Below are 23,233 nucleotides of genomic sequence, written 5' to 3'. Positions count from 1 at the left end.
CAAGGAGAAGAAACGAGTTAAAAGACAAGAATAGATCCAAGCGTCAGAAAATTCCCTTTAGAAGCTTCGGTCCCTCAACACCTGTTTGCTGAGGGAAGCGGACGCTTCTTTTTCTACCACTCGGATCATTCAGTCAATTGCAATTTTTTGATTATGAAGACATCAGATGACTTTATTCACCTGTGATTTCTTCGATCGCTGCTTGCAGATCAGCAATTTTTTGTTCTGCTGTTTCTGCCGTTTCGCCTTTTACACCAATATAAAACTTGATTTTTGGTTCAGTCCCAGAAGGACGAACAGCAATCCAGCTTTCATCTTCCAAGGTGTATTTCAAAACATCAGAAGGCGGTGTGGTCATTTTTTGTTGGTGACCATCTAAGCCCACACGAGTCAACAGTTTAAAGTCTTCTGTTTGCACGACAGGGGTTCCTGCGAAGACAGAAGGTGCTTTTTCACGGAAAGTCTTCATCAAGGCAGCAATCTTAGTTGCCCCTTCCATGCCGCTCATCGTTACAGAAATCGTTTTTTCTGCATAGTAGCCGTACTCTTCAAAAATATCTTGCAGACCATCATACAATGTTTTGTCTGATTGTTTGTAAAAAGCAGCCACTTCTGCTAATAAAACGAGCGCTTGGATCGCGTCCTTGTCCCGTACGAATGGTTTAACTAAGTAGCCATAGCTTTCTTCAAAGCCAAACATGAAAGTTTGAGAATGGTCTGTTTCAAATTGTTGGATTTTTTCGGCAATAAATTTAAAGCCAGTCAAAACATTGATCATATCCACATCATAGGATTTAGCGATCGCTGTTGGCAATTCACTAGAAACGATCGATTTTAAGACTGCTGCATTTTCCGGCAATGTTCCAGCTGTTTTATGGGCTTCTAAAATGTAACGGATCATCAATGCGCCTAACTGGTTACCTGTCAAGACTTGGTAGTTGCCATCTGGCATTCTTACTGCAGCCCCTAAGCGATCGGCATCTGGATCTGTTGCGATCAATAGGTCAGCACCTTCTTTTTCTCCTAAAGCAATCGCATATTCAAAGGCAGAGTGCTCTTCTGGATTCGGTGATTTTACTGTACTGAAGTTTGGATCAGCAACCGCTTGAGAGGGTTCAATAATGAATTGTTGGAAACCAGCTTGTTTCAACGCTTTCTCGCCCAGCATCCGCCCTGTTCCGTGAAGTGGTGTATAGACAAGTTTCAAATCTTTGCCCACCGTATCGATCAATTCTTGATCGATCGTGACTTCTTTGATTTCTTTCAGATAGGCAGTATCGATTTCTTCGCCAATAATAGAGATCAAGCCGCTGTTTTTGGCTTCTTCTTCACTTAATACAGGGATCTCCAACGGATTTTCAATTTCCCGAACGAATTTTGTCAATGCATCCGCATCTGCAGGTGGCATTTGCCCACCATCTTCCCCATATACTTTGTAGCCATTGTATTCGGCTGGATTGTGAGAAGCAGTGATCATGATTCCAGTAAAGGTTTTTAAGTAACGCACAGCAAAAGATAATTCTGGCGTCGGACGTAAGCTTTCAAAGACGAAGACTGGAATATCGTGTTTTGCCAATGTTTTTGCCGCTTCCATCGCGAACTCAGGTGAAAAATGACGGGAATCATAGGCGATCGCTACGCCACGACGTCTTGTTTCAGGATCTTGTGTATCCATAAAGCGAGCCAATCCTTCGGTTGCTTGACGAATCGTATAAATGTTCATCCGATTGATACCAGGTCCTAAAATCCCTCGCATACCGGCAGTCCCAAATTCCAAAGGCATATAAAAAGCGTCTTCTAACATCGCAGGATCTGCTTCTAATGCGGTCAATTGTTCTTTTAATTGTGGATCTAAGTGTTCACTGTTTTTCCATTGATTAAATGTTTGTTCCCATGCCATAAAATAACCTCTCCTTTTTCCGTTAAAATGCTCTAAAATTAGTATAACACTACTTACAGATTTCTCAAAGAATAACCAAACGAAAAATAAAAACAGCCGCTATCAAAAGTGATTGACACTTTAAAAATAACAGCTGATTTCATTAAATTATTTTGTTAATTGCACATCCTTTTGTGTTTCAATAAAATCAAACACTTGTTGACCAGCAATACTGCCATCGCCGACTGCCGTCGTGATTTGACGCAATCCTTTTTCACGAACATCGCCAACCGCGTAAACACCAGGAATTGAAGTTTCCATCTGATCATTAGTTAAAATCCAGCCAGCATCATTCGTGATACCGCTAGCTTTGAATGGTTCTGTCAACGGATCTAAACCAACATAGATAAAGACACCGCCAGCAGCTTCTTCTGTCACTTCATCCGTTTTTACGTTTCTGATTTGCACGCCAGTTACGACCATCTCATTGCCTTTGATTTCTTCTACAACAGAATCCCAAATAAAAGAGATTTTCTCGTTGGCAAATGCGCGGTCTTGGATGATTTTTTGTGCTCGTAATTCATCACGACGGTGAACGATCGTTACTTCAGAAGCAAATTGCGTTAAGTAGATAGCTTCTTCGACTGCTGAGTCGCCTCCACCAACAACGATCAAGCGTTTGTTACGGAAAAAGGCACCGTCACAAACCGCACAGTATGAAACTCCGCGTCCTGCGAATTCTTCTTCGCCTTTGACGCCTAACTTTCTATGTACACATCCTGTGGCAATGATGACTGTTTTCCCTTGATAGGTTTTGTCTTCGGTGGCAACTTCTTTGAACTCACCTTGATCCGTGATGCTTTGAACGATCCCATAGGCATTTTCAACACCAAATTTAATGGCACCTTCATACATTTTAAATGCTAATTCAGGGCCTAAGATTGATTCGAAGCCAGGATAGTTTTCAACCTCAGCCGTATTGTTCATTTGTCCGCCAGGTGCTCCTCGTTCAATCATTAGTACTGATAAATTCGATCTTGACGCATAAAGCGCTGCTGTCATCCCCGCAGGGCCTGCGCCGATGATAATTACATCATACATATATTTCCCTCCAATTTGGACTACCCATACTTTACTTTCAAAAGCAAATTCTTTCAACTCATCTGCTTACAAAAAATAATAAGATATTCCTGCTTTTACTTTTGAAAATTACATTGACTTTCTTTTCAATTTTTGTAAAATTTTCACGATACGTCTATTATATAGAAAATAAGGAGTCCTTACAATTGAATAAGAAAAAACTTTTAGGAAAATCAGACCGTGAACTGATTTTTCTCAGCTGGCCGATTTTTGTTGAGCTATTTTTGCGGGTCGTTATTGGGAATGTCAACGTTTGGATGATTTCTCATTATTCCGAGCCAGCAGTAGCGGCCGTCAGTGCTGCCAATCAACTATTGAATTTAACGGTCTTTATTTACGGTTTCATCACCGTGGGTACTCAGATCATTATCGCACAATTGATTGGTGCGAAAAAACGCGACCAGATACCGAAAGTCATCAATACCGCTCTTTTTGGGTCATTGTTCATCGGGATTTTGATCAGCTTGATGTTTCTTTTCGGCTCAACCTACCTTTTGCGATTCATGGGCTTAGATGCTGAATTAGTTGCTTTAGGTCATGGATACTTACAAGTGTATGGCGGAAGTCTGTTCCTTTCATCGATCACGGCGGTCATAATTGCTGTCATGCGTAGCCACAGTTTCACAAAACCAGCGTTATTGGTACCGATGTTTGCTAGCATCCTAGCCGTCATTGGCAATTACTTTGTCTTATACAGCCCCTTTGGTTTACCGAATTTCGGTGTGACTGGATTGGCATTTTCTAGCGTCTTTGGTAATTCGATCGGTTTACTAATTGCCGCCATGTTGCTGAAGAAACATGTGAATTTTTCTGTTTTATCTGCCCGTTTCTCGAATGTCTCTTGGGGCGTGATGAAAAACATTTTGACTTACGGATTGCCTTCTTCTGGCGAGTCTCTTTCCTATCAAGGAGCGCAAGTCGTGGTGACGATGATCGTGGCTCAACTTGGCGCAAGTGTCTTGATTGCAAAATCTTACGTAACAGTTATCACCCAATTTGTTTATTTGATCGCCTCCGCATTAAGTCAAGGAAACCAAATCATGATTGGCCGCAATGTCGGTGCGGGTGAATTCGATCGTGCGCATCAGCGAGGCATGCGCACGATGGTGATCGGGATCATCGCCTCGGTTACGATCTGCTTATTGACCTATCTATTTATTGAACCGATCATGGGGATCTTTACTTCCAATACCGAAGTAATCGAGATTGCTAAAGGTGTCTTTTTAGTAGAGATCGTCTTAGAAACAGCGCGTGCAGTCAATATGATCCTAGTTGGTTCATTAAATGCAAGTGGTGACGTGAAGTTCCCATTGATCTGCAGCCTAATTGTTCTATGGGTCATCAGCTTACCGTTTTCTTACTCATTGGCGATCGTCTTTAAATTTGGCTTGATCGGCGTTTGGATCGCTTATGCCATTGACGAAGCATTGCGCAGCGTCTTAATGATCTATCGCTGGCATTCTGGGGTATGGAAAACTAAATCTGTCGTTCATCCACAAGAAGCAGAACCAGAAGTCTTACCAGAAGCATAATAAGAGTCCAGTGGTCCCAACGGCCGCTGGATTTTTTGTTTTTTATAAGAAATAAAATGCGCCAAGAAGTTTGCTTGGTTTTTTTGAAGACTTTGCTCTATACTTATCTCAGAAACTATCGACTATGATTTACATTAAAAGGAGCGTTTGCTATGTCAATCTATGACTACCAAGCAACATTAGAAAACGGCGAAACTTATTCGCTAGCAAACTACGAAGGTCAACCGCTGGTGATCGTCAATACAGCTACAAAGTGCGGGTTGAGCCCGCAGTTCAAAGAATTACAAAGTCTTTATGAAACCTATAAAGACCAAGGGTTGGTCGTTCTAGGGTTTCCTTCTGACCAGTTCAAACAAGAAGTCGGCTCAGCCGAAGAAGCCGCAGCCGCTTGCCGAACCACCTATGGTGTTGATTTTCCGATGCACAAGTTAACGGTGATCAATGGCAAAGACGCAGATCCCTTGTTTCGCTATTTGGAAGCAGAAGCACCGGGTACATTAGGCAAAGCCATTAAATGGAATTTCACGAAATTCTTGGTGGACCGCCAAGGTAAAGTCGTGGAGCGTTTTGCTCCACAAACCAATCCTCAAAAAATGATTCCAGAGATTGAAAAAGTTCTTTAAAAAATGAATAAAGGCGACCTTAAGGACAAAACATGTCATGCTTAAGGTCGCCTTTTTTTGTAATTGCTGCAACGCAAGCCTTTTACAGCACTCTCATTGTCGGTTATCAATAATCTCGGAGCAGCCATTTCTACTTATACAAATCATTCGTTTCAATAGTTTTTAAAAAGACTTTAAAAAAACTGCAGTCGATCTACTTAGATTTCTCTAAGGGATCAACTGCAGCTTCTTATAATTAGTTATTCGATAAATCTTCACCGTTTGAAGCAATCACTTGTTTGTACCAATCAAATGATTTTTTCTTTGTTCGTTTCAAGGTGCCGTTTCCTTCATTGTCACGGTCCACATAAATGAAACCATAGCGTTTTTTCATTTCACCTGTTCCAGCTGAAACTAAATCGATACAACCCCAAGTCGTGTAACCCAATAAGTCGACACCATCTTGTTCAACCGCATCTTTCATTGCTTGAATATGCTCTGCCAAGTATTGGATCCGGTAGTCATCTTCCACATAGCCATCTGCATCTGGTGTATCCACAGCTCCTAAGCCGTTTTCAACGATAAACAATGGTTTTTGGTAGCGATCATAAATGTCATTCATTGTGATGCGCAAACCAAGTGGATCAATCTGCCACCCCCACTCACTTGCTTCCAAGTATGGGTTTTTCACAGAGGCAAAAATATTGCCAGCCGTTTGTTCTAATAATTCAGCGTCCGTGGTTGATACGCGGGAAGAATAGTAAGAGAAGGAAATAAAGTCTACGGTGTGAGCTTTCAACAGCTCAAGGTCGCCTTCTTCCATTTTGATTTCGATCCCATTACGTTCCATTTCTTTCAGCGCATATTGTGGATATTCCCCACGTGATTGAACATCAATAAAGAAATAGTTTTCGCGATCTGCTTTGCGTGATTCCCAGACATCTTCTGGTTTGCTTGTATATGGATAGTATGCGCCAGCAGCTAACATACAGCCTACTTTGTTCTCAGGATCGACTTCATGAGCGATTTTCGTTGCGATCGCAGAGGCCAATAGCTCATGGTGAGCCGCTTGGTATTTCACTTGCTCAACGTTATCGCCTTCTTCAAAGTAAAGACCTGCTCCCATAAATGGCGCATGGAGAATCATGTTGATTTCGTTGAAGGTCAACCAGTATTTTACTAATCCTTTGTAACGGTTGAAAATCACGTTACACAAGTTTTCATAGAATCCGACCAATTCACGAGAACGCCATGCCCCGTATTTTTCAACTAAATGCATTGGGCAATCAAAGTGAGTGATCGTTACTAATGGTTCGATCCCATATTTGTGGCATTCTTTGAAAAGATCTTCATAGAACTTCAAGCCGTCTTCATTTGGTTCTGTTTCATCCCCTTTAGGGAAAATCCGACTCCAAGCGATCGACAAACGGTAGGTTTTAAAGCCCATTTCGCCAAATAGCGCGATGTCTTCTTTGTAGCGATGATACATATCGATCGCTTCTTTTGCTGGGTAGAAATGTTCGTCATCAAAATCGAACATTTTCATTTGACCAGTAATGACTGGAAAACGATCTTTGCCGATCGGTACCACGTCAACGTTTGCCAAGCCGCGTCCGCCTTCTTGGTAGCCTCCTTCACATTGATTGGCAGCTGTTGCGCCGCCCCATAAAAAGTCTTTTCTAAATGCCATGTTTCTTTCCTACTTTCTCTTTATTTAACTAGTTCGCGATCAAGTTCGCGGGCTACTTCATCTTGTACTTCTACGCCTTCTTTTTCAAGACGTGCGATCGTTTCCTTAAATTTAGGCAAGTGATCTTTGTGGGCAATAAACAGTTCGTCCATGACACGTTTTGCCGTATCACCTGACGGAACCAATGGGTTGATGGTGAAGGCTTGTAATGCGATATTGTAATCCCCCGTCACAGCTGCTTCGATCGTTAATAATTCCATTGCTTTCATTACCTGTAACCAACCTTTTTCAGCTGTCGGTAACTCACCAAAGGCAACATTTCTAGCCCCTTGTCCGCCAACGTAAGCTGTTACTTCGACTACGCAATCGGCAGGAAGATCTGGAACGGCGCCTTCATTTTTGGTTGAAACGACGATTTGGGTATTTTTATTAGCATAAATGGAAGCAATCGTTTCACACGCTGCATCTGAGTAGTAAGCACCACCACGTTTTTGCAGCTGTTCTGGTTTATGATCCAATTCAGGATCTTTGTACAACTCAAACAATTCGGCTTCGGTTTGTTTCACTTGCTGTGCGCGTGTACCGACAGTCTTGTACTCTTCGATCGCATGATTCAACATTTCTTCTTGACGATAGTAATAACGGTGATACCCGCAAGGAATCATCTTCATTTGTTCCAGCTGTTCTTTGTAAAATGGTACATCAAAGATATTCTTCGGTAAGCCATTGTCTTCTTCATACATTTTATCAATAATGTCCATCGTAACGTCATTGCCGTGTGAGTCGGTAACTTTGTGCCAGTGGAAGTGGTTCAATCCTGCAAATTTGTAAATCAATTCGTCAGGTTCTTTGCCAAGCAACGCTGGTTCAACCATCGTTGCCATGACAGGCACGTTACACAACCCGATGACTTTGTCCCATTTTCCGTAACGCACGATTGCTTCAGTCACCATACCACTTGGATTCGCAAAGTTGATCAACCAGGCATCGGGACACAAGCGTTTCATGTCTTCAACGATTTCAAGAATGATTGGAACCGTACGAAACGCTTTGAACATACCACCAGGGCCGTTGGTTTCTTGACCAATCATGCCGTAATAGGCAGGAATTCGTTCATCTTTGATACGGGCATTCAGCAATCCTACTCGGAATTGTGTCGTAACGAAATCAGCATCTTTTAATGCTTCTTCTCGATCCAATGTCATGTGGATTTTTACATCGTAGGGTGACGCATCCCACATCCGTTGTGCCATCGCACCAACGATTGCTAATTTTTCTTTTCCTGCTTCGATATCTACTAGCCAAATCTCACGAATCGGCAATTCTTCATAGCGTTTGATAAAGCCTTCCATTAACTCCGGGGTATAGCTGCTGCCGCCACCAATGGTTGCAATTTTAATTCCTTTTGTCATTGTATTGCTCCTTTGCTATTTTATTTACATTCTTATTATCATTCATAAAAACATTTGATTCAATGTAAATAGCATATTTAGAAAAAGCGTTTGCAAATCTCGCTTCTTCTTGCAGATGTTTTGTAAAAAAGATTTACAAAGAGCATCAAATAAGGAATAATTAGGATGTAAACGATTCGCTAGGTACTGAATAAAAACGAATTTCTGTAAAAACCATTTACAAATAATCATAAAAAATGTAAAAAGGAGCATATATACCATGTTGTTACAAGAAAAAATGCGCCAAATCAAACTAGCACCCGCCGAACGATCGTTGATTGATTATTTATTAGCCAATCCGACCGCGATGGCGGATCAAACCATCAAGGAATTATCTGAAAAAACCTATGTTCATCCTTCTACTTTTATTCGGATCGCCAAAAAATTAGGCTTCAATGGTTGGCTCGACTTAAAAACGGCTTTTGTGAAAGAGCAAACTTATATGAGCAGCCATTTTACCGATGTGGATGCGAACTTTCCCTTCTCTTCCCATGACGGGATTATGACCATCGCCAAAAAGTTGGCAAAGCTTGAACAAACAACGATTGAAGATACGCTTTCCTTGATCCATCATGATGAATTACAAAAAGCGAAACAATCGTTGCTCAATGCCAACCATATCAGGATTTTCGCCAGCAATGCCAACACCTTGATTTCTCAAGACTTTGTTTTGAAGATGCGGCGTTTAGGAAAAAGTATCCACGTCTGCGATACCTTCGGCGAAAGTGCCTATGAGGCATCCAACTGTACCTCCGATACGACCGCGATTTTGATTTCTTACACAGGTGAAAATAAAATGGTTAAAGAAATCGGTAAGATCCTCGCCGAACGGCAGGTCTCCATCATTGGGATGACCAGTATTGGCGAGAATGCGTTAGCGAAATTAAGCGATTGTGTCTTAAATATCACAACAAGAGAAAGGCTTTATTCAAAGATTGCGAATTTTACGATCAATACCTCGGTTTGCTACTTACTAGATTTGTTGTATGCAGTCGTCTTTTCGGAACATTATGAGAAAAATCTGCAGCATTTGATCGATATTGGGATGGCGTATGATAAGCGCCCCACTTCATCAACGATAATCGCTGAACCAACCTATGATAAAAACCTTCATTATAAAGACTCACTATTTCCCAATTAAATGACTGTCAAAAAGCGATCGAGCCTTCACGACCGATCGCTTTTATCCTTATATAGCTGTTTTGCAGGAAAATGTTTCCTAAACTAAAGCCGTGATCAAATCATCGGAACAACCAACTTCTCGTTTGTCAGACTCGATGATATCCAAATAATCCGCTGAGTTGGTCACTAGCACTGGGGTCTCAATATTGAATCCTGCTTTGATCAATGCATCTTTATCAAAGCTGATCAATTTTTGCCCACGAGTGACTTTATCGCCTTGCTTCACATGCGCTTCAAAGAACTCACCATTCAATTGAACAGTATCCAAACCAATATGGATCAAAAGTTCTAAACCATTCTCAGAAATCAACCCGATGGCATGTTTGGTTGGGAACAATGTCATCACAGTACCATCAAAAGGAGCCACAACTTCGCCTTTTGAAGGATGGATCAGGATGCCTTTTCCTAGCACTCCTTGAGCAAAGGCTTCATCTTTGGCACTGCTTAGTGGCGCGATCGTTCCTTCTACTGGAGAAGTGATCACTTCTTTTCGAACAGTCATCGCTGGTTGTCCTTCTGCGATTTCTTCTTCCACTGCATCATCTTTCCAGAAAGCCATGGTCAAACCAAAGCCAATCGCTGCAGCGATCAAGATTCCGAAGACAGAGAACCACATGCCACTAGCGTCGCCTTCTGGAGTGATGTAGTTGAAAATGCCAAAGACCCCTAACCCACCAGAGGTGTAGCTCGTTGTTCCATTGATCATCAAGAAGGCACCTGCGACCGCACCACCGATCATTGAGTAGAAGAACGGCATTTTTTTCGGTAACGTGATCCCATAAATCGCTGGCTCCGTTACACCGAAAAGCCCTGAGATAATAGCTGGTGGACATAGTGCTTTCAGTTTTTTATCTTTCAGTTTAAAGTACATCGCCATCACTACGGCTGTTTGAGCAAAGCTGGCACCAAACGTAGCTACCAAAATCTGACTATAACCAAGTTGCGTGATTTGCATAATGTGTAGCGGAACAACTGACCAGTGAAGACCGAAAATAACCAATACTTGCCAGAAAAAACCTAGCAACAAGCCATAGGCAACTGGTGAAAAGTCCATCAACGCTTCAAATCCTGAGCTCAAAAGGTCCGTCAACATACTGATTACAGGTCCAATCACCAAAAACCCAATTGGCAATGCAATCAAGAGAACCAAGAACGGCACTAAGAACGTTTGGACAACAGAAGGAATGATTTTTTTCGCAAATTTTTGAACTTGCGCAGCAAAGGCAATGATAAAGATGACCGGCACCACACTGCTAGTATACGTTGCGCCAACCCACGGAATTCCTAAAAACGTTTCGTACGCAGGCAAGCCTAACAAGCTATACGGTGCAGCAGCTCCCTCGCCAGCGCCTGCAAGAAATGCGGCTTGCAAAGCAGATCCTTGAATTGTTGGGTAACAAAGCGCTGACCCGATCACGATTCCCACCATTGGATTTAAGCGAAACTTTTTCGCTGACGTATATCCTAAAATCACTGGCATAAACATGAAGATCGAATCGCCGATCGCATTGAACATCACATAGGTACCAGTAGTCGTTGTATAATCGATCAAGCCTGTTGTACCAATAAAAAGCAACAGTGCGTTTAGTCCTTTGATCATCCCCGCCGCACACAAAGCCCCTAAGAAGGGTTGGAAGCAGCCGCTCAAAATATCGATCAAACGATCAAACAAGTTGCCACCTGAAGCTGTTTCTTCAGCATCACCACTGATTCCTGCTACATCGATCACTTCTGCATAGACATCAGGTACATGGTTTCCGATAACCACCTGGTATTGACCGCCACTCTTCATGACCGTCACTACCCCATCCATGTTCTTTAAGACTTCATCATTTGCGACGCCTTCATCCTTTAATTTAAAACGCAGGCGTGTGATACAATGCGTCAAGCTATTGATGTTCTCTTTTCCACCGACATTTGCTACGATTTTTTCTGCTAATTCACGATATTTTCCCATTTTTGATTCCTCCAATTTTTTTGTATTGAAGGTTTAGCCAACTGAATGTCACTATCCAAAATGTTTTCTTATTTTGATTTCTTGCTACATGGTCAGATGCCTTGAAGCTGACGTTTGATAAGAATCATTGCGAAGAAATTTTTCTTTTTCGACACCTTCTCATGAATCAAGAAATCCTTCTCCTTTCTTGTTTTTTTCAATCAACGATTCTTTTGCACAAGTCTGGCAATATGAATCGTTAAATACAAACTTTCGTCACTGGACATTTGATACTGATACTGATTTTCTAATAGCTCAGCGATTTTTTGTACGCATTGATACGCATTTCGATACTTCACTTTGACCATAGCCAAAAGATCTTCATCGGTTTCATCCACATGAGTAGTATGGTTTTGCATTCTTGAAACAAAAAATTTCAAATGCGTAGTGAAGCGATAAAAATAAACGGACTCTTCATCAAAGGTTGTTTTGAAAAAATATTTAACAATGTTTATGATGTCTTGCATCGTTTGGGTTAGTTCAGCAATATTGCCTTGGTCACCATTCTCAGTTTGCGCATTGACGAGATGCAGAGCAATAAAGCCAGCTTCGTCATCTGGCAGCTGAATCCCGTAATGTTCTTTGATTTTCTCTACTGTTTTGCAGCCTATTTGGTACTCATCGGGGAAAAAACGCTTGATATCCCACAATAAGACATTTTTGACCGTCATTCCTTTTTTCGATCGTTCAATGGCACAGTGCATGTGATCCGTCAACGAGATGTAAATGGAATCATTGATTGGGGATGACAATTCTCGCCGAGCATACTCAATGATCTCATTGGATAATTCAAGATATTCCAGTGGTAAGTCAGCAAGCAGCTCTTGAAATTGAGATAAGATCGTCTGATTTTCTAAGCGATACACTTTATCGACCGTTTCTGAAGAAATTTCATCTCCCACTTTTTTCTTAAATGCAATCCCCCGCCCCATAACAATAATCTCGTTTTGACTTTGATCGGTAGTGATCACAACATTATTGTTTAACACTTTACTGATTTTCATGTCCTACCCCCACTTACTTTATCATTGCGGATATGGTTCATTGCTTGTCTTTATTGCTGAGCCAACAGTCAACACAGAAAAAACCTCATGAAAGCAGCGCAAATACCGCAGCTTCATCAGGTTTAGCTTGTTAAAAATCAACAATCACTATCCATTAGAACCAGTTTTATTATCTTTATCATAGCAAAGGTGGAAAGCGCTGTCAATCGTTGTTCGTTATTTTTATATTCATCCCTTCTTTCTTTTTTCGTGCAAAAAAACCTTAAAAACGAAAGTCTTTAAGGTTAGCGTTACTATTAAAACTATTAAACTTCACTTGCCTGCAAACGGTACATATCGGCATACAACCCTTTTTGAGCCAAAAGTTCATCATGGGTGCCTCGTTCGACGATCGAGCCTTTATCAAGCACCAAAATCAACTCGGCATCGCGGATGGTAGACAATCGATGGGCGATCGCGATCGTGGTTCGCCCTTGACGCATATTTGCCAACCCTTCTTGGATCAGTCCTTCTGTTTCAGTATCGATATTGGCAGTCGCCTCATCCAAGACCAGCACTTTCGGATCGGTCACCATGGTGCGGGCAAAGGAAATCAATTGTCGCTGCCCACTTGAATAGCTGGCGCCCCGTTCAATCACTTTGGCGTGGTATTTACCAGGTAATTTTTGAATAAAGGCATCTGCTTGAACAAATTTTGCTGCTGCTTCGATCTGTTCCTCACGAATGTCCTGATTCAATAAGCGGATATTGTCAGCGATGTCCCCATAAAACATGAAGGCGTCTTGCAATACGAGTCCGACTTTTTTCCGAAGCTCTTCCATCGTGAAGTCGCGGATATCTTGATCATCGATCAAAATTTGCCCTTCCCCGAATTCGTAAAAACGCATCAACACATTGATGATCGAGCTCTTGCCACTTCCTGTGTGACCGACTAAAGCCACGGTCTCACCTGGATAGGCGATGAAAGAAATATGATTCAATACGTTGTTTTTACCATCATAGGAAAAACTGACATCGCGAAATTCGATTTTTCCTTTGGTGATGGTTTGACTCGCATCGGGGTTTTGCTGGGGCGTGTATTCTTCGTTATCCATAATCTTTAGAATACGGCTGCCGGCGACCATCCCATCAGTAAAGACGCTGAGAAAATCCATCATCTGTGTCATGGGATTAAAAAATCCTTGAATATAGGTCGTAAAGGCGAAAATCAACCCGACTTCAATGGGCGATTCTAAGGCATCAAACCCAAAGACCGTCAACGACAAGGCGATCGCTAAGGCATACAACAAACTAATGATTGGTGATAATAGCAGCGCATTCGTGCGGATCATAGCGTATCTAGTTTTCAAATAATCATCGTTGGTCGCTTCGAATTCTTCATTCAGCCGCGCCTCTTGACGGAATTGCTGAATGATTTGCATACCAGAAATCGATTCATTCAATTTCGTATTCAGCTGACTCAGTTTTTCCCGCATTTGACGATAGATACGAGAGCTGAATTTTTGATAATACCAGATGACTACCATTAGGATCGGCAGAAAAATCAAGTTCAGTAAGGCAATTTTGACGTTGATGCGGAACATGGCGGCAAAAGAAGAAACCACCGCAAAAATTCCTGTCAATACCATCAAGAAGACATACCAAAATTCATACAACGTTTCTGTGTCGTTGCTGACCCGTGAAACGATCGAACCCGCTGGCGTCTGATCGAAATAGCGCATCCCAAGACTATGCAATTTTTCAAATAATTTTGCTCGAATATACTGATAGGTTTTTAAAGAACCCATCGAATAAAGGAACCATTGGAAAAACCAAATCACAGCTTTTACCAACACCCCAAAGAAATACAATGCAGCAAAGAAATAAATGACTTGCTGGGTCGCCGTTTGATTGGTCAAATAATTATCCATAAAGGTTTGAATGATCAAAGGCAACAGGATATTGACGATCGATAGCACAAAAGCAAAAAAGATCGCTGCATAGAAGGTTTTTCGAAATGGCTTGGCAAAAAGAAACATTCGTTTGATGATGTTTTTTTGCTCTTTAAAGGGAATCGATTTACTCCATTCTGATTCTTGCATTAGGCTTCACTCCCTTCGATTTTGGCTTCTAGTTGCTGTTTGTCCCACATTTTTTTATACCAGCCATTTGCAGCCAATAATTGTTCATGGGTCCCACGTTCACTGATTTTCCCATTGTCGATCACGAGAATTTCTTCTGCGTGCTTGACACTGCTTAGGCGGTGGGCAGCAATGATCGTTGTTTTATTCTGACGGAACGTCCGCAACTGTTGTAAAATAGCTTCTTCTGTTTTGGCATCTACTGCTGAAAGGGCGTCATCTAAAATCAATAATTCTGGATCAGTGATCAAAGCACGGGCAATGGATAACCGCTGTTTTTGTCCACCAGAAAGAGAAACACCACGTTCCCCCACCATCGTTTCGTACCCTTCAGGAAACTGACTGATATCCTCGTGGATCACTGCCAATCCAGCAGCTGCTTCCACTTCTGCTTGAGAAGCCCGTGGTTGCGCAAAGCGGATATTGTCTCGAATCGTCATGGAAAACAAGAAATGATCTTGCGGAACATAGCCAATCGAACCCAAAAGAGCATTCAAGGAGTATTGCTTGCTATCGATGCCCCCGAAGGTGATCGCTCCATCAAATGAATCATACTCTCGCAACAAAAGTTTCATCAAAGAGGTTTTTCCAGCACCGGTTTTCCCGACGACACCAAGTGTTTGCCCGGCAGGCAAAGTAAAGTGGATGTCTTGCAGAGCAAAATCATCTCCTTGATAGTGAAAATCATTGATTTGAACGTCAACCGTTCCTTGGGCTGGGGCATCGACCGCATCTTTGGCTTCAATGATATGGGTCTTGGCCGCCAACAATTCGGCAACCCGATCATAACTAGCATTGCCTCGTTCCAGCACATTAAACAGACGTCCGATGGCAAACATCGGCCAAACTAACATGCCGATATAACTGATAAAAGATACCAATTGACCGATCGAGATGGTACCGTCCATGACATAATTGCCACCGACGATGATCGTCAGCACATAGGAGATTCCGATGATGATCGTAATAAACGGATCAAACAAGGCATCCAGAAAATTGACTTTGCGGTTTTTGATGATGGCATGGTCGATTTTGGTTTGAAAATCAGCGATGTCCTCTTTTTCCTGTCCAAAGGTTTTGATGACTTTCATCCCAGTAATACTTTCTTGGGCTTTGTCGTTGATGGAAGAAAATGCTTCTTGCGAGTCACGAAACGCATCATGCAATTTGCTGCCAAGAACCCTTGCCATGACTGCTAAGAAAGGCAGCGGCAATAGAGCAATGATCGTTAACCGCCAGTCGATAAAGAGAACCATCGCAATGATGGTTGCCCCTCCCGAGATGAAAGAATCGGCAAAGGTCAAGATCCCCGCCCCTGCCACATTTTGGATGGCATTCAAGTCATTGGTGGCATGGGCCATCAAATCACCTGTCCGATGCTTTTGATAAAACAACTGATCCATCCTTGTAAAATGTGCAAATAGCTGTCTGCGTAACGTTTTTTCTAGCCGAGCGGCACTGCCCCAGATATGCGTTCGCCAGACAAAACGAAACACGTATTGAGCGATGGCTGAAGCAATCAAGATCATGACCCAAAAAAAGATCGTCTGCATCGAGATCTCTTTTTCCGCAATCTCATCGATGATGATCCCGATAACTTTCGGAGGTGCCAACTGTACCAAGGCGACCAAGACTAAAGAGCCTACGCCTAACAAATAATGTTTCTTTTCTTGTTTAAAAAACCAACCTAACTTCCTAAATATTGACATAACACTCTCCATTTCTTTATGACCTGTTGCCTAAATTTTGCGATTTTTCCGAATATTCATTGGATTCAGTTACATTCACTCCCCCGCTATTCACAGAACAGAAATAAATAAAGTAGCCTGGGGACATTTTTGATTCGTTGCTGCGTTTTGCCGCAATAAAAAGCGAGCTGATAAAATCAGCCCGCTTTTTAGAAAAAAACCTACTTTTGGTTTTTCATTTGCTGCATCATCTGACGAATTTTTTTCTCAGAAGGTTTTTGACCCATTGACATCATCATCGAGCGAAGCATATCCTCATTAACGGGAGGATTTTTCTTTAGATAATCTTGCATATATTTACGCGCCAAAAAGAAGCCGCCGACAGCGCCTAGTAATGCTGCAACAACAGCGATCACGATTACGATTCCTATATTAATAGTCATTTGAAAACTCTCCTTTCTCTTGTACTCTCAATGAATCATTTTACTAGAAAAAAACACAAAAAGAAAGAGTGAAAGCTGGATTTATCCAAAAACTTTCACTCGTTTCCTCAACTTAATGCGACATCTCTTTTGTTGAATAACCAATTTGTTAAAAGGTAGATTAAAACACTGTAAACAAGGATCCCGATCGCCATTTCCCAATAGCCCAATCCCGGATCAAAAGCAGTCATCTGCATGTCAGGACTATTTAATAAACTCGGTATTTGCTCTTTAATATTCATAAAATTAAATGGATTCCACTTCAGCCATGGGTATTTTTCTTGCGCAAAAAGCATGATCGAGTTGATGATGCTGCTTCCAAACAACATACCCAAGCCTAAGCCTACCGCCAAGCTTTGGGAGCGAATCACGGCTGAGATAAAGATGGTCAATGCAATATAAAAGACAATCAATAGCAAGTTGGTTCCCGCAAAAACAAGGGCAACGAGAATCGCCGCTAGCCCGTTGTAGCCAGTAGCAGCAAAAGGTGATTCAGCAGCTAAAAATAAATTGGCAGCTGCTAAACTACTGATCAGTAAAACAGCGGTCCCTAACAGCGCAAATAAAAACGTGTTGATGGCTTTTGCTGCTAAGATTTGGCTTCTGGAAAAAGGCCGAATCAATAAGAACTTGATCGTTCCACGACTGAACTCTTCTGCCACTGAAGAAGCCGCCACAATCACTACAAATAAGTTTAAGAACGACGTCATATCGCTTAAAGAAGCAAATAAATCATTGGCTCCAATTTCTGGACTACCTAAGCGTACAACATAGGTCAAGCCAAACGTCATTAAAACCAATAAAAGCAGCATGATCCAAGTAGAACGCTTTTTGGTTAATTTGATCCATTCATTTTTTATCAATGTCAGCATGCTTACAAACCTCCTTCTTCGGTCCAAGCCAAGAATGTATCTTCCAAAGAAGATTGCTTTGTCCGTAGTTCTTTTAAGCCGATACCCGCCGTCACGATCGCTGCAGCGATTTCAGAACGCTGATCTGTTTGCAGCGTGACGTGCAATTCGTCTTCTACGTGCAAGACCTCGACGTCAAAGGAAGCTTTTAACAGTGCTTCTGTTTGCAAGTTATCATCGGTTTTGATGATCAACACATTTTTCTCTGCTTTCAACTCTGCCATTGCTACTTGATGGGTGACTTTTCCTTTTTGCACCACGATCAAATGATCCGCAATTTGCTCGATGTCGCTTAACTGATGACTGGAAACTAAAACAGAGACCCCTTTTGCTCGCAAAGAAAGAATCATTTCCCGAAACTCCCGCATGCCTTTAGGATCCAGACCATTCATCGGCTCATCTAAAACTAATAGATCTGGTTGATGGACCAGCGCCTGGGCAACACCTAAACGCTGACGCATCCCTAAAGAATAAGTTTTGACTTTTTGATGGATATGTCCTTCTAAATGCACCTGACGGATCAGGGCTTCTAGCTCAGAGGCTGTGCCTTTTTTCTTCGCCATACGTTGATACTGCATCAAATTCTCATAACCGGTCATATAATTATAAAACTCAGGATTCTCAACGATCGCTCCGACTGAGGCAATCGCTGTTTTAAAAGAAGAATCCAATAAATTTCCCATAATGGCAATCGATCCTGTGTTGTGCTTCATCAAGCCAACGATCATTCGGATGATCGTCGTCTTCCCAGCCCCATTGGGCCCTAATAAACCAACGACTTGTCCTTGGTCCACCACAAAGGAAACATCATCAATGATTCGTTTGGTTCCAATCAATTTGGAAACATTTTGCAGTGCTAATACTTCTGTCAAAGTTACCCCTTCTTCCTAACACCATTTCTGCAACGATTTTAAATAAAAAACGTTATGATAATATGTATACCATGCCATCTCTGTAAAAAAAAGTCAAGAAGTGAAAAAGGAACATCGATGCTCCTGTTTTTGCTTCTTGACAACTTCCTGTATCACTGTTGCTTTTCACGTTTGCCCTATTGCTGCTGGTCAAAAGCTTGGCAAAATTATAAGTTCTATTTGCTCGATCTTATAGCGGGTTCACTCCGTTTGGGTGAATGCCAGTTGGGCGAACGCTGCCTTGTTCTTGGCACTTCTGATCTGTTTGATCACTTGCTTGAGCTGTTTCCACTCCTTTGCGCTTGGGTGACCATTCCAATAAAAGAGGTAAGGCTGTTCTTCCTCGGAAAATTCCTGATGGATCGGATAATCGCTGATCACCAAATCTGGTTTTTGAGACAGCGAATAATGGGCCATCGCTCGATGCGTGGCATTCATCAAGCGGTTCTTGATCCAAAGCTCTTGCGTTTTTCCGTATTTCGAATGGATCGAGAACGTGACCGGCTGTTCATATTTGATAAAAATAACTCTCAGTAACATACAGTATTGGAAAATCAAACGATCATTCATTTGCAGTAATCTACGCAACTCTGGTAAAGAAACAGTCGCTTCCAAAAAAAACCGTTTCATGGTTGGATAAAGCACTGGAAAAGCGGCTTGCAGCTCTTGCTCGTCGGTTGTTTTGCCAAAACTATCGCTTTTTTGTCGCGTACCAAAACAGCCAGAGGCGGAATGGATCATTACCAGATTAACCAGTAAATAGTTTTTTTCGGCCTCTGTAAACGTCAACCGAAAATACACGGCTAGTTTTTCAACGAGCTGCGCTTCTTGCTGGTACTTTGGCTGAGTCAGCCACGAGATGTTAGCAGCATCGAGATCCTCCTCAAGATAGGTGTTCATTACCCCAAACATATAATACAAGAAGCTGCGTTCAACCTCCGAAATTTCAGAAAACGGCAGATGACTCCTGTTAAACAATGGGTTCAAAAAGACCTGATCAAACTGATTTTTTTCAATTAATGGGTGCTCAAACGTCAGTACTTCGTTGGGTAAAAACGAAAGCGGATGCTTTTGATGGATTCTTTGCACGGTTATAGCGAATAGATGAAGAAATTTATCGATATCGATTTTTCTCATATAAGAAGCATGGGTTTCAAACAACGCTTCAGCCTGCGCTTTCTCCTTGATCGATGCCAAGACTTGTGAGTCCTTCTCATCAAAAATTTGCCAATAGGTAAGATGATAAAAATAGCGGATCGCATATTCAGCACCTGCTAAAGGATCACCTTTTTTTAAACTATAGGACAAATGATAGTTCGCCAAAACATGATTTAACTCCTGCAATTTTCGTTGAATCGTGCGGGGACTGCTAAAGGTTTTGTGGCTGAGTTGTTCAAGGGAATGATAATCCCCCTGAAAGAGTGCATCCAGCAAGATAAACCCAACGGTTCCCTGCAACAATACACTATAGGCTTGGCTCAATAGAAATCGTGGAGAAAAAGCAATCGACACTTCTTTTTCCAGCCGATCATAGGTCAAAGTAAACTGAGGATAGCGTGCACGAAACACCTCTACTTGCTGAACGATCGACTGCATTTTGTTGGTTTTCCTATCGAAAACACCTGAGAGCTCTTTAATTGTATAGTCTTTCTTGTTCGTTTCGTAACAATAACTTAGAAACGCATAAATTTGTTTTTCTGTCGTATCCAAAAGTGCCTGTAACATGAAATTTCCCTCGCTTGTATAATCAGCAAACGCTGTTTTTATCCTAAATTTGTCATCTTACAAAATTGTAAGCTGGCAGTGTTTGGTGATCGTACCACCGTGCGCTCTTTTCTGTCAAATCACTTTTAACAAATTTTCCTTTCGTTATCTGTATATTTTCATAAAAAAAGTCTGACGCCTCAAAACGATCGTCAGACTTTTTGTTAAAAACGGTAAAACAAAACGTGATTGTGCTTTCTGGGGAAGAAAATTCCAATCGTGGGTTATCAATTCTCTCATTATCCTCGGCTTTTTTCTTTACTGTCTCTCATCAGAAAATAACTTTCGATTCAGCCAGTAAAGGAAGACAGTAAGGATAACCACGCCTAGACCAAAGAGTAAATAGCGAATACTCGTATTTTTGCTGCCGGTTTTCGGTAGTAAGGCTCCATTGACCTCCTTAGCACTGCTTGTCTCCGTACGTTGTTCCTGTTCCATTTTCACTGAAGACGATGCTTTAGCGAGTTGTTTGCCTACGGGATCATTGGAGGAAACACTTCGCTTGCTTGACTGACTTTGGTTAGGCGCTAATTTGTTTGGTTTCGTTTCTGAATCTGAAAGATCCTCAGATGCCGCTTCACTAACGGTCATTGTTCCTGTTGTTGCGGTGGTTTCTTGACTCCTAATTGTCTGACTCGATTCACTCTCACTAACTGGTTGGGTGTTGAAGTTTTCTGACTCACTTGCATAGTGACTACTTTCGATACTTTGAGAATCCTGACTTGTGTTTTCCGTAGTAGAAGTCCTTGGATCCGTCGATTGAGAGTCGCTAAATTTCGGTTCGATACTACTAAAGGAAGAGCTTGTTTCTTCAGACACCTTAGAGCTTGCGCTTATCTCAGAGTTCGTGGTCTCACTAGAGCTCGGGGGTGTGATTACCTGCCATTGACTAGGCTTCAAGTTTTCAGTAATCGTTGTTTCACCGTCATAAATCACAACTAAATCTACTTTATCCACACTTTTGATCTCATCGATGGCCATCTCAGCATAGATCCTTAAGTAGTTTTCAACACCTGAAAACCAATCGACATTTGTTAGATACGTTTCACCAATCACCTTTTCACTGTGTCCATTGCCATCCCAACCATAAGTTAAACGGATACAAACGTTTTGTGAAGTCAGCGTTTTGTTCGGCCGTACCGGGATCGTAATGACTTTCAAGGCTTCATCATAGATCACTCGATTCGTTTGAACAGAAAACGATAAATTCCCTCCGGCTCGTTCTTTTGCTGAAGTATGATCGAAACCAAACACCAGCAGCAATAATCCCGCTAACAGCAAAATCAACACAATTCCAACCAGTTTTCTCATTTCCTCACTTCCTAAATGAATATTTCAAGATAACTTGATAAGGAAATTATAATAAATTCTCAGAGAAAACATGCGCCGAAAAAAAAAGGAAAGACCCAATAAAATGGCATCTTTAATTTCGAGTATTATATATAGAAAAGATATTTACCATCCTCTTCCGCATTTGAAACTCTCTCGAACTTTTACCACCGCCAACAAAACAGTTTATTATTTATCATTTAAATATATATCATATATAATATATGACCATTTTCGTGCTAAAATTCAAGTATAAGCAAATCAACCTTTAGGAGTACGTGATCGATGGAATTAGAGCCAAAAGTAGCAAAATTGATTGTTAAAAGCTTAAAAGATATCATCAACCATGAAATCAATCTTTTTGACACCTCGGGTACGATCATAGCTAGTACAGATACCGTGCGGATTGGTACCAGTCATGAAGGCGCCCGTTTAGCAGCCAAAAATCAACAGACATTAACGATTGAACATGACAATCAGTTTAAAGGAGCAAAAAAAGGAATCAATATCCCGGTCCTTTTTAATCAATCCGTTGTAGCAATTATTGGAATTACTGGCGAGCGTACAAAGGTAGAGCCTTTGGGGAATATTATCAAAAAAATGACGGAGATTTTGATCCGAGAAAACTGGATTCAATTGACAAATTTCCATCAACGGCAAAACTACCACAGTCTAGCTACGATGCTGATCGCTCCTCAAAGAGATGATAGCTTGGCGGCTTATTTAGCCTCGCTCTTAGACATTGATTTGGAACGACCTCGCATCCTCGTGATAGGGAAATTTCTTTTTACTAGAGAAAAAAATAATCTGAATTATGAAAAACTGCTCCATACCATCCAATCGCATTTGCACATTTTTCCAGGTAGTTTCTTCTCGCTGATCAATCAAGAAATTTGCCTGTTTTTCGAAAAGCAGGAAGAAGCTTCGCTGATCCCCTTACTGATGCAAATGCAAAAGGATATTTCTAAGCGTTTTGATCGTCAAATGTCCTTTGGGATCGGCGGTTTAGCAGAAACCATCGATGAGTATTGGTCTAGTTATGAAAAGGCGCAAAAAACCGTCAATTGGTTGATCAATCAAAAAAGTGCGACCATCTCTTCTTATCAAGAAATGGATTATGGGTTGCTCTTTGTCGGGATTTCTGCAGAAGATAATAAACAATTGCAAAAGAAAGTGCTTGGCAGTCTGACTGTTGAGGAGATTAAGCAGTTCCAATTGATCTTTGAAACGTATAAACGCTATAATGGTAGTATTATGAAGTGTGCCGAGGCACTTTTTTTACACAAGAATACTTTTCAAAACAAACTGAATCGCATCACGGAAAAGACGGGCTACAATCCACGTAATTTGAGTGATTTTACTGTGTTGTCGGCGGCTTTTATGAGTTATCGCTTGTCTAATCTAGAGAGATAATTTGTTGAACAAGCAAATGCTTCAGCGTAACAAACTTCGCATTTTAAATCGATGGTATCATTTGTTGTTCAAGTCATCTGTTTCCAATCAGCCTGATCATCCATCAACAGCCTAACTCATAGCACCAGCAACGTTTCCC

Annotated in this window: 17 protein-coding genes; 4 read left to right on the top strand and 13 right to left on the bottom strand. The window is 41.5% G+C overall.

Going from position 1 to position 23,233, the window contains the following annotated elements; translation table 11 throughout:
- Positions 1 to 172: 172 nt before the first annotated feature.
- Positions 173 to 1,900 carry a phospho-sugar mutase gene (locus IGJ44_RS07045; protein WP_167827431.1) on the bottom strand — a complete coding sequence of 576 codons (1,728 nt, stop codon included), beginning with the start codon at positions 1,898 to 1,900 and terminating at the stop codon, positions 173 to 175.
- Positions 1,901 to 2,047: 147 nt separating this feature from the next.
- Entirely contained in the window at positions 2,048 to 2,980 is a 933-nt protein-coding gene (gene trxB / locus IGJ44_RS07040) for a thioredoxin-disulfide reductase (RefSeq protein WP_167827430.1), read from the bottom strand.
- A gap of 185 nt (positions 2,981 to 3,165) precedes the next feature.
- Here trxB and IGJ44_RS07035 point away from each other — a divergent pair, with 185 nt between their 5' ends.
- Entirely contained in the window at positions 3,166 to 4,551 is a 1,386-nt protein-coding gene (locus IGJ44_RS07035) for an MATE family efflux transporter (protein WP_430606488.1), read from the top strand.
- Positions 4,552 to 4,703: 152 nt separating this feature from the next.
- The gene (locus IGJ44_RS07030) at positions 4,704 to 5,174 is read left to right on the top strand and encodes a glutathione peroxidase (protein WP_005225824.1); all 471 of its coding nucleotides are present in this window, start codon (positions 4,704 to 4,706) and stop codon (positions 5,172 to 5,174) included.
- Between the two features lie 235 nt (positions 5,175 to 5,409).
- On the opposite strand, the gene IGJ44_RS07025 is transcribed toward IGJ44_RS07030, so the two are convergent.
- Together IGJ44_RS07025 and IGJ44_RS07020 are read right to left on the bottom strand one after the other, a co-directional pair.
- On the bottom strand, positions 5,410 to 6,843 hold the full coding sequence (locus tag IGJ44_RS07025; protein ID WP_008378424.1) for a 6-phospho-beta-glucosidase: 1,434 nt from the start codon (positions 6,841 to 6,843) through the stop codon (positions 5,410 to 5,412).
- Positions 6,844 to 6,863: 20 nt separating this feature from the next.
- Entirely contained in the window at positions 6,864 to 8,255 is a 1,392-nt protein-coding gene (locus IGJ44_RS07020) for a 6-phospho-beta-glucosidase (protein WP_005225822.1), read from the bottom strand.
- Positions 8,256 to 8,514: 259 nt separating this feature from the next.
- Between IGJ44_RS07020 and IGJ44_RS07015 the strand changes: the two genes are divergently transcribed.
- On the top strand, positions 8,515 to 9,435 hold the full coding sequence (locus tag IGJ44_RS07015) for a MurR/RpiR family transcriptional regulator (protein ID WP_074535728.1): 921 nt from the start codon (positions 8,515 to 8,517) through the stop codon (positions 9,433 to 9,435).
- A 78-nt stretch (positions 9,436 to 9,513) separates the two neighbouring features.
- Here IGJ44_RS07015 and IGJ44_RS07010 read toward each other — a convergent pair whose 3' ends face one another.
- From IGJ44_RS07010 to IGJ44_RS06970, 9 genes are all read right to left on the bottom strand, one after another.
- Entirely contained in the window at positions 9,514 to 11,433 is a 1,920-nt protein-coding gene (locus IGJ44_RS07010) for a beta-glucoside-specific PTS transporter subunit IIABC (RefSeq protein ID WP_074535726.1), read from the bottom strand.
- Positions 11,434 to 11,633: 200 nt separating this feature from the next.
- On the bottom strand, positions 11,634 to 12,476 hold the full coding sequence (gene licT / locus IGJ44_RS07005) for a BglG family transcription antiterminator LicT (protein ID WP_005225819.1): 843 nt from the start codon (positions 12,474 to 12,476) through the stop codon (positions 11,634 to 11,636).
- Between the two features lie 305 nt (positions 12,477 to 12,781).
- Entirely contained in the window at positions 12,782 to 14,557 is a 1,776-nt protein-coding gene (locus IGJ44_RS07000; protein WP_010748035.1) for an ABC transporter ATP-binding protein, read from the bottom strand.
- Complete coding sequence (locus IGJ44_RS06995) at positions 14,557 to 16,305, bottom strand: ABC transporter ATP-binding protein (protein WP_060792801.1); 1,749 nt, start codon at positions 16,303 to 16,305, stop codon at positions 14,557 to 14,559. Before IGJ44_RS06995 ends, IGJ44_RS07000 begins: the two co-directional genes overlap by 1 nt.
- Positions 16,306 to 16,505: 200 nt before the next feature.
- Positions 16,506 to 16,727, bottom strand: a complete 222-nt coding sequence (locus tag IGJ44_RS06990) for a YneF family protein (RefSeq protein WP_005225816.1) — start codon at positions 16,725 to 16,727, stop codon at positions 16,506 to 16,508.
- A 107-nt stretch (positions 16,728 to 16,834) separates the two neighbouring features.
- A complete protein-coding gene (locus IGJ44_RS06985) occupies positions 16,835 to 17,638 on the bottom strand; it encodes an ABC transporter permease (RefSeq protein ID WP_010748033.1) in 804 nt (267 codons plus the stop codon).
- Between the two features lie 2 nt (positions 17,639 to 17,640).
- Positions 17,641 to 18,549 (bottom strand): ABC transporter ATP-binding protein, encoded by a 909-nt coding sequence (locus IGJ44_RS06980; RefSeq protein ID WP_074535724.1) that lies wholly within the window; start codon positions 18,547 to 18,549, stop codon positions 17,641 to 17,643.
- 240 nt (positions 18,550 to 18,789) lie between these two features.
- Positions 18,790 to 20,313: a helix-turn-helix domain-containing protein gene (locus IGJ44_RS06975; RefSeq protein ID WP_074535722.1), complete on the bottom strand. Its 1,524-nt coding sequence runs from the start codon at positions 20,311 to 20,313 to the stop codon at positions 18,790 to 18,792.
- A gap of 297 nt (positions 20,314 to 20,610) precedes the next feature.
- Positions 20,611 to 21,663, bottom strand: coding sequence for an LPXTG cell wall anchor domain-containing protein (locus IGJ44_RS06970; protein WP_074535720.1), 1,053 nt, complete (start codon positions 21,661 to 21,663; stop codon positions 20,611 to 20,613).
- Between the two features lie 303 nt (positions 21,664 to 21,966).
- Here IGJ44_RS06970 and IGJ44_RS06965 point away from each other — a divergent pair, with 303 nt between their 5' ends.
- Positions 21,967 to 23,094, top strand: a complete 1,128-nt coding sequence (locus IGJ44_RS06965) for a CdaR family transcriptional regulator (RefSeq protein ID WP_074535717.1) — start codon at positions 21,967 to 21,969, stop codon at positions 23,092 to 23,094.
- The last annotated feature ends 139 nt before the right edge of the window (positions 23,095 to 23,233 follow it).

Origin of the sequence: Enterococcus sp. DIV1368d, assembly GCF_050542975.1 — a bacterium.
Lineage (GTDB): Bacteria > Bacillota > Bacilli > Lactobacillales > Enterococcaceae > Enterococcus_D > Enterococcus_D casseliflavus.
This window is presented reverse-complemented; position numbering and strand designations above follow the sequence as displayed.

Excerpts from the sequence above, each read along its gene's own strand:
- IGJ44_RS07045 (WP_167827431.1), bottom strand. The coding sequence starts at position 1,900 with ATGGCATGGGAACAAACATTTAATCAATGGAAAAACAGTGAACACTTA.
- trxB (WP_167827430.1), bottom strand. The coding sequence starts at position 2,980 with ATGTATGATGTAATTATCATCGGCGCAGGCCCTGCGGGGATGACAGCA.
- IGJ44_RS07030 (WP_005225824.1), top strand. The coding sequence starts at position 4,704 with ATGTCAATCTATGACTACCAAGCAACATTAGAAAACGGCGAAACTTAT.
- IGJ44_RS07025 (WP_008378424.1), bottom strand. The coding sequence starts at position 6,843 with ATGGCATTTAGAAAAGACTTTTTATGGGGCGGCGCAACAGCTGCCAAT.
- IGJ44_RS07020 (WP_005225822.1), bottom strand. The coding sequence starts at position 8,255 with ATGACAAAAGGAATTAAAATTGCAACCATTGGTGGCGGCAGCAGCTAT.
- IGJ44_RS07015 (WP_074535728.1), top strand. The coding sequence starts at position 8,515 with ATGTTGTTACAAGAAAAAATGCGCCAAATCAAACTAGCACCCGCCGAA.
- IGJ44_RS07010 (WP_074535726.1), bottom strand. The coding sequence starts at position 11,433 with ATGGGAAAATATCGTGAATTAGCAGAAAAAATCGTAGCAAATGTCGGT.
- licT (WP_005225819.1), bottom strand. The coding sequence starts at position 12,476 with ATGAAAATCAGTAAAGTGTTAAACAATAATGTTGTGATCACTACCGAT.
- IGJ44_RS07000 (WP_010748035.1), bottom strand. The coding sequence starts at position 14,557 with ATGCAAGAATCAGAATGGAGTAAATCGATTCCCTTTAAAGAGCAAAAA.
- IGJ44_RS06995 (WP_060792801.1), bottom strand. The coding sequence starts at position 16,305 with ATGTCAATATTTAGGAAGTTAGGTTGGTTTTTTAAACAAGAAAAGAAA.
- IGJ44_RS06990 (WP_005225816.1), bottom strand. The coding sequence starts at position 16,727 with ATGACTATTAATATAGGAATCGTAATCGTGATCGCTGTTGTTGCAGCA.
- IGJ44_RS06985 (WP_010748033.1), bottom strand. The coding sequence starts at position 17,638 with ATGCTGACATTGATAAAAAATGAATGGATCAAATTAACCAAAAAGCGT.
- IGJ44_RS06975 (WP_074535722.1), bottom strand. The coding sequence starts at position 20,313 with ATGTTACAGGCACTTTTGGATACGACAGAAAAACAAATTTATGCGTTT.
- IGJ44_RS06970 (WP_074535720.1), bottom strand. The coding sequence starts at position 21,663 with ATGAGAAAACTGGTTGGAATTGTGTTGATTTTGCTGTTAGCGGGATTA.
- IGJ44_RS06965 (WP_074535717.1), top strand. The coding sequence starts at position 21,967 with ATGGAATTAGAGCCAAAAGTAGCAAAATTGATTGTTAAAAGCTTAAAA.